Origin of the sequence: Novosphingobium organovorum (genome assembly GCF_022832435.1) — a bacterium.
Classification (GTDB): Bacteria; Pseudomonadota; Alphaproteobacteria; order Sphingomonadales; family Sphingomonadaceae; genus Novosphingobium; species Novosphingobium organovorum.
Window position 1 is genome coordinate 1 of the sequence record NZ_JALHLF010000263.1, and the last position, 581, is coordinate 581.

Sequence of the window (581 nt, forward strand, 5' to 3'; positions counted from 1 at the left end):
GCCCCAAGCTGTCAAATAGTTGGCCTTGCGACCAGCCCAACGGCGTACGCCGACTTTGCGGCTATTAGGAACTGGCATTTCCAAATGGCTGTTCGATGTCCCGGAGAAATTCTTCGGCGTCCACAGAGTTTGCTCCCACATGTTGAACGAACTTGGCCTGCAACCAACGTAGATATTTCTCCTCCAACTGCTCATCATTCGGCCAGCCATCTGCAACCATGGTAAGTTCAGCAAACTTTCGTGCACTGATCCGACCGGTCCGAGGAAGCAGGTCATCAACTGTAGTGGGATTGCCGTCCACGATCCCACCGCACCAGCCACCATTTACGCAGATGTCCCAAGAAAGTTGGCGAAACACTGAAGGATAAACAATCTCGCATTCATAGGTGTCTGCATTGCACCAGAACTCAACGCTCCCTTTCGCAACCTCCGTATAGCTCCGGTCATCTGCGCTCGGCCTGAGCGAGTATCGAATGCCCGCAACCGCCAAGTGCGGGACTATGTAGTGGTCGCCCCACGGTTGCACTGTCAGCGTAAGTGGCGTTTCATCAGAGTTCTCGAACTGGGCTATCGGCATTGCA

At 53.9% G+C, this 581-nt stretch carries 1 protein-coding gene; it reads right to left on the bottom strand.

Features of this window, described 5'->3' with window-relative positions; translation table 11 throughout:
* Positions 1–64: 64 nt before the first annotated feature.
* On the bottom strand, positions 65–581 hold a 517-nt coding region (locus MTR62_RS21155; RefSeq protein ID WP_244024646.1), incomplete at its 5' end, for a hypothetical protein.